Here is a 5,252-nt window from a genome sequence, read left to right as displayed (position 1 = left end):
GCTGTCTCCCCAACCCCACCCACCACAGCGGAGCAGACCGTGACCGTGCCCCTTCGTCCCACCTCCATGGACTTGACCATGCATGCCATGGCTCAGACCCATCCCTCGGTCGCCCAGACGATCGGAGTCGTCCTCCACCTGGACGGCGATGCTCCTCCTCTGGCCGAACTCCGCCGCCATGTCGCCTCCCACCTGGACCACGAGCCGCGCCTGACCCACTACCTCCGCGGCCCCGGGCTCAAGGCCCGCTGGTTCCACGACCCTTCGCCCGACCTCAGCATCCGAGTCCGTGAACAGCGCTGCCCCACAGGCGCGCAGCACCTCGAGGCGGCCCTGACCGACCTCGTCGCACGGCCCTTGCCCGACGCGGGACCCCTGTGGGACATCTGGCTGCTCAGCGGATACGCGCCCGGCCGGTACTCCCTCTGTCTGCGCGCACACCACAGCACCCAGGACGGCATGGGCATGGTGGGTACGCTCACCACGTTGTTCGGCACCGTGCCCGCGCCGGCCCGGCAGCCCTTGATCCGGGCAGGGGCCGGAGCCTATCTGGGCACCGTGCGCGACATGCTCTCCGCGAGCGCCACCCACGACGTGTGGAACCACTCCGCCCTGCCCCTCGCAGGCAGCCGCGCCATCGGCTGGACGGAGGTACCCACGCAACACCTGCGGAAGGCCGCCACCGCCCGCGGCGGCGACACGAACGACGGCTTCCTGGCGGCCCTCGGAGGAGCCCTGCGCACATGGACGTCCCAGGCCTGGCCCCGAGGTGCCGACCGGCGGCTGCCTGCCATCACCATGGTCAATCTGCGCCGCGCCGGGGAACGGGACCGGCCCGGTAACTACATCGGCTTCGCCCCCGCACCGCTCCCCTGCCACGAGCCGACGGCTGAAGGCCGACTCGACCACATCATCGCCGCCACCCGTTCCTCGAAGGACCCGGGCCGCCTCACGGCCATGCGTTCCCTGATGGACGTCCTGCCCGCACGCGTGTTCCAGGCTCTGGCGACCCGGATGACCACCCCCGGCCGTTCTGCCGTCACCACCTCCTACCTCGCCATTCACCGGCCCCTCGGCTACGGACTGGACCCCGTCACGCACATCCAGCCGTTCAACTGGCTCCCGCGGCACCAGCCGGCCTCGGTCGTGGCCTGCAGCTACAACGGCGTGACGAGCGTCTGCTTCGTCACCGACACCGCGCTGCCCGGGCTGGACCAGTTGCCCCGCCTCTTCCGCGACGCCGTGGACGAACTCCCGCAGGCGGACAAGGTGCGGGGTCCGTCTCCCCGCACCGGCGTGGTCCTCCCGGCGCCCGGCGCCGAAATCGATGCGTCGTCCCTGGTCGATTTCGGGCTCATCAAAGACATCCTGGTCCAGCAGGGAGGCCTGCCGCCTGCACCGATCACTCCACAGGCCACTCCGGAGCAGGCCGGCATCGACTCCTTGGCCGTTGCTGTGCTGTCGATGACGCTCGAAGACCTCATGGGCATCGTGATCACCGAGCCGGAGCTTGCGCAGGCGACCACCGTGGCCGACCTGGCCGGCCTGGTGGCCCGACGGGCGGCACCACGCTCCAGCCATGGGAGGCCAGACGGGCGTGGTCCCCAGCCGTCATCGGACCGCACACGCGCCGTACCTCAGGCGTGACCCGTCCCCGGTATCACCGGGGCGACCGGCTCTCCGTCGCCGAAGGCGGCTCTCCCGTCTTCGGTGACGCCCATCAACAAGCACAGAATCGAACGGATCCGTTGATCTTCGGACGCACCTCCACGGCCTCCTCGGCGGAACACGCCTCGCGACTCATCGGCCTGGGGTCGTACCTGCCCACGCGCAAGGTGAGCAACGCCGATCTGGCTTCACGCCTGGACACCACCGATGAGTGGATCCGCACCCGTATCGGCATCGCCGGGCGTCATGTCGCCGATCCAGCGACAGCCACGAGTGACCTGGCGGTGGAAGCAGGACTACGGGCGATGGAGTCGGCGAGGATCCGGCACGTCGACGCTGTCGTCCTGGCGACCAGCACTCCGGACCATCACGTGCCCGGCACCGCGCCACTGGTGGCCCACCGCCTCGGCCTGCGTCAGGTCCCGGCCTTCGACATCGGTGCCGGCTGCTCGGGGTTCGTGTACGCGACGACCGTCGCAGCCGGGCTCATCCACGCCGGATCGGCACGCACCGTTCTGGTCATCGGAGCGGAGAAGATGTCAGCCGTCATCGACCCCGCCGACCGGTCCACCGCGCCGATCTTCGGAGACGGCGCGGGCGCAGTCGTCCTCACCACCGGGGCCGCCGGCGAACCGGGAGCCCTCGGGCCGGCCGCGTGGGGCAGCGACGGCGACCACGCGGACGCCATCCAGATCCCCGACGGAGGCTCCCGTCGCCCCGCACACACGACCGGCGACCTGCACAAGCGGTACGTCCACATGAACGGCAGCGAGGTGTTCCGGCACGCGGTGCGCCGGATCACCGATGTGACCCACGCATCAGCTACCGCTGCGGGCTGGCTCGTCCAGGACGTCGACAGACTGATCATCCACCAGGCCAACGCACGCATCAGCGCAGCCGTGGCCGGCAGGCTGGGCCTCCCACCGGAGCGCGTTCCGTCCAACATCACCCACGTCGGCAACACTTCGGCGGCCTCGATCCCCCTGCTGCTGAGCCACTGTGCGCGCGACGGGCGGCTCGAAGCCGGGCAACGAGTCCTCGTGTCCTCCTTCGGCGCGGGTTTCACCTGGGCGGCCACCTCGCTGGTGTGGCCCGTCGGCCTTCAGGCACTCGCCTGAGCATCGACCCGGGCGTCGCCGGGAAAACCCTCGCTCCGGCCCCTCACGGGTGAGCCCCCGCGCCCCCGGACCAGGACTGGGGCACGGCGGTTCACCCGAGTTCCCGCACCGACTGCTCCGGTTGCACTCAGCGGCCGCCTCCCACCCGCACGGACGCGAACATTCACCGCAGGAACGACCCGCGACCCTGACCGGCTCCGCCACCCCACTACTCCCTGAGCAGCAGCCCGTTCGACGCGCTCCCGTGCGCTGCCCAGGGCCTCGGACGTATGAGCGCCGCCCAGCGAGCCCGCCTTCGCGTCAGCGCTCGGCGAGCACGATCACCTCGTCACCCGCACGCCAGTGCCGGACTTCGGCCTTGGCCGGGTTGATGCGCACCTCATGGTCGTCGCCCACGCGTGCGCTGCCTCGGTTGCGGTATCCGAGGGCGCACTCGCCGCGGCGCGAGGCGGCCTCGACGACGGTGGCGAACGACGCCCGGTGCCCCGGGCGGACGTAGTCGCCTGCGGGCTTGAGGTGGATCGCGTTGCCCTGCGGAGCCAGTAGTTCCCCGAACAGGGCGGCGAGATGCCAGTTCTGGGAGATCTGGGCCATCAGAAGGCCGACCAGTTTTCCGCTCACGATGAAGTCGGCGCCGACGCCGGCGGGTGCGAGGACTCTGTTGCGGTCGTCGGTCATCTCGGTGGCCACCCGGACCGGGACCCCCGACACGCGCTCGCGCTCACGCAGGAGCAGCAGCGTGACCAGGGTCCGGTCGTCCGGTGAACCATGACCGGGCCCGTGGTCGGGGCCGAGCACGATGACGCCGTCGTGAGCGGAGAGGTCCAGCTCGTTCACCGTGCCCGGAAGGGTGGGGTCGCCCGGTCCGTAGGTGACGGTCAGCGCGGGAGCGGCTTGAGCGGCGGCTCGTACCTCCGCTGCCAGGTTCTCGCTGCCGCGGGCCACGACATGGAGAACGGAACCGGCCGCGACATGGCCGGAGAGATGCCGGACGATGTGGCGGGCGCGGCGGTTCCATCCCAGGAGGAGTACCCGTTCGGGGCGGGCTGCTGCCGGTGCCCGGTTCGCCATCACCGACTCGTCGAACGCGGCGGGTTCGTGGGTGGTGACCGTGGTGTCGTCGTCCTGGGCGATCACGACGAGCCGGTCGCCGCGACCCAGGACCGAGGTGGCCGGCGGGTTCAGACGGAGGGTCCCGTCCGCCCGTACGACCCCGACCACACTGGATACGGGGCACGCCCTCAGTGCTTCGGCGAACACACGACCGGTCTGGTCCGGTGCGTCGACGACGTAGAACTCGTCACCGGCGAAGTCGAGCAACTCCTGGTAGACGAGGGACAGTCCGGGCTGCCTCACGCACTGGGCGACGAGCCGGGCGGTGACGTCGTCGATCTCCAGCACGACTGCGCCCGGGCCGGCCGCGAGTTCGGCGGCGAGGCGGTACTGGGCATCTCGCACCACCGCCACGGTCCGCACCCGGCTGTCGCCGTCCACCGCGGTCCGCAGGGCCAGCAGGTTCTTGACGATCTCCGCGTCCTCGTGCGGATGGTCACGCGGCAGGACCATGACGACGTCCGCCGTGGCGGGGCTGACCCGCGTGAGCGCGGCCGGATCGGTGGGGTGTCCGTTGCGGAAGATGACCCTGGTCCGGCCGGTGTCGCCCACCTCGCTGCGCAGTTCCTCCTCCATTTCGGTCACGTCCCGGTCGGCCAGGATCGCGATCGCGCTGCGGTGCTGGTTGGCGTTGGCCGCGACGAGCTCGGCCACGACGGTGAAGATGTGGTCCGACCAGCCGAGCACCACGGTGTGTCCGCTCTCCAGCACGGTGGAGTGGCCACGCCGCAGGGCGACCAGTTCCTCGGTGATCGCCGTGGTGATGAGGCCCACGATGGTGGAGACGTAGAAGAGCGCCATCAACGCCAGCAGGACCGAAAGAATGACGCGCAGCGGTGAACCGACCTCTCCGCCCAGCCTGAGCGTCTGGCCGACACTCCGCCACACCGCCGCCGTCTTGGCCCAGGCCGTGTCCGGGGCCCTGTCGTCCGTCCACACCAGCAGTGCGCTGACCGGGACCACGACCGCCAGGCATGCGACGGCCAGCCATCCGATGAGGGCGGTGACCCCCCTGGCCAGGGTGTTGTCGAACCAGTACCGGGCGCGCTCGTACAACGGAGCCCGTGGCGGCGGTGTCTCCCGCTCCGGGCCCGGTACCGGGGTCGCTGTGCCCCGTGGCTGTCTCTGCTTCCCCACGCGGACGCCGGCCGCGCTCCGGCGCCGGCCCTGGTCCTTGATCATCCTGTACACAGCAGCAGCGTGCGGAATCAGCTCCTGCGCCACACGGGTATCGGGCGGCCTTTCATCCATTAGGGATCGGATCCGGGGAGGCGAGCGCGCGGCCTGTGCCTCCGTGCCCGCCTCCGTTCCGCGCGAGACGGAGCCCTCGTGCGTTGGCCCCCGCCCCTGGCC

3 protein-coding genes are annotated in these 5,252 nt (G+C 70.8%); 2 read left to right on the top strand and 1 reads right to left on the bottom strand.

Annotation, left to right across the window (positions count from 1 at the left end; translation table 11 throughout):
* Positions 1-87 precede the first annotated feature (87 nt).
* Positions 88-1,647, top strand: a complete 1,560-nt coding sequence (locus EAO72_RS40495; RefSeq protein ID WP_187285447.1) for a wax ester/triacylglycerol synthase domain-containing protein — start codon at positions 88-90, stop codon at positions 1,645-1,647.
* Entirely contained in the window at positions 1,644-2,786 is a 1,143-nt protein-coding gene (locus EAO72_RS40490) for a beta-ketoacyl-ACP synthase III (protein WP_315986335.1), read from the top strand. Before EAO72_RS40495 ends, EAO72_RS40490 begins: the two co-directional genes overlap by 4 nt.
* A 300-nt stretch (positions 2,787-3,086) precedes the next feature.
* On the opposite strand, the gene EAO72_RS40485 is transcribed toward EAO72_RS40490, so the two are convergent.
* A complete protein-coding gene (locus EAO72_RS40485; RefSeq protein ID WP_148022389.1) occupies positions 3,087-5,081 on the bottom strand; it encodes a CASTOR/POLLUX-related putative ion channel in 1,995 nt (664 codons plus the stop codon).
* Between the last annotated feature and the right edge of the window lie 171 nt (positions 5,082-5,252).

Origin of the sequence: Streptomyces sp. OR43 (assembly GCF_008042275.1) — a bacterium.
In the GTDB taxonomy this organism is placed as follows: Bacteria; Actinomycetota; Actinomycetes; order Streptomycetales; family Streptomycetaceae; genus Streptomyces.
The sequence above is the reverse complement of the archived record's forward strand: the minus strand, read 5'-3'. Positions and strand labels throughout refer to the sequence as shown.

Coding starts and splice junctions, on each gene's coding strand:
- EAO72_RS40485 (WP_148022389.1), bottom strand. CDS start 5,081: ATGATCAAGGACCAGGGCCGGCGCCGGAGCGCGGCCGGCGTCCGCGTG.
- EAO72_RS40495 (WP_187285447.1), top strand. CDS start 88: ATGGCTCAGACCCATCCCTCGGTCGCCCAGACGATCGGAGTCGTCCTC.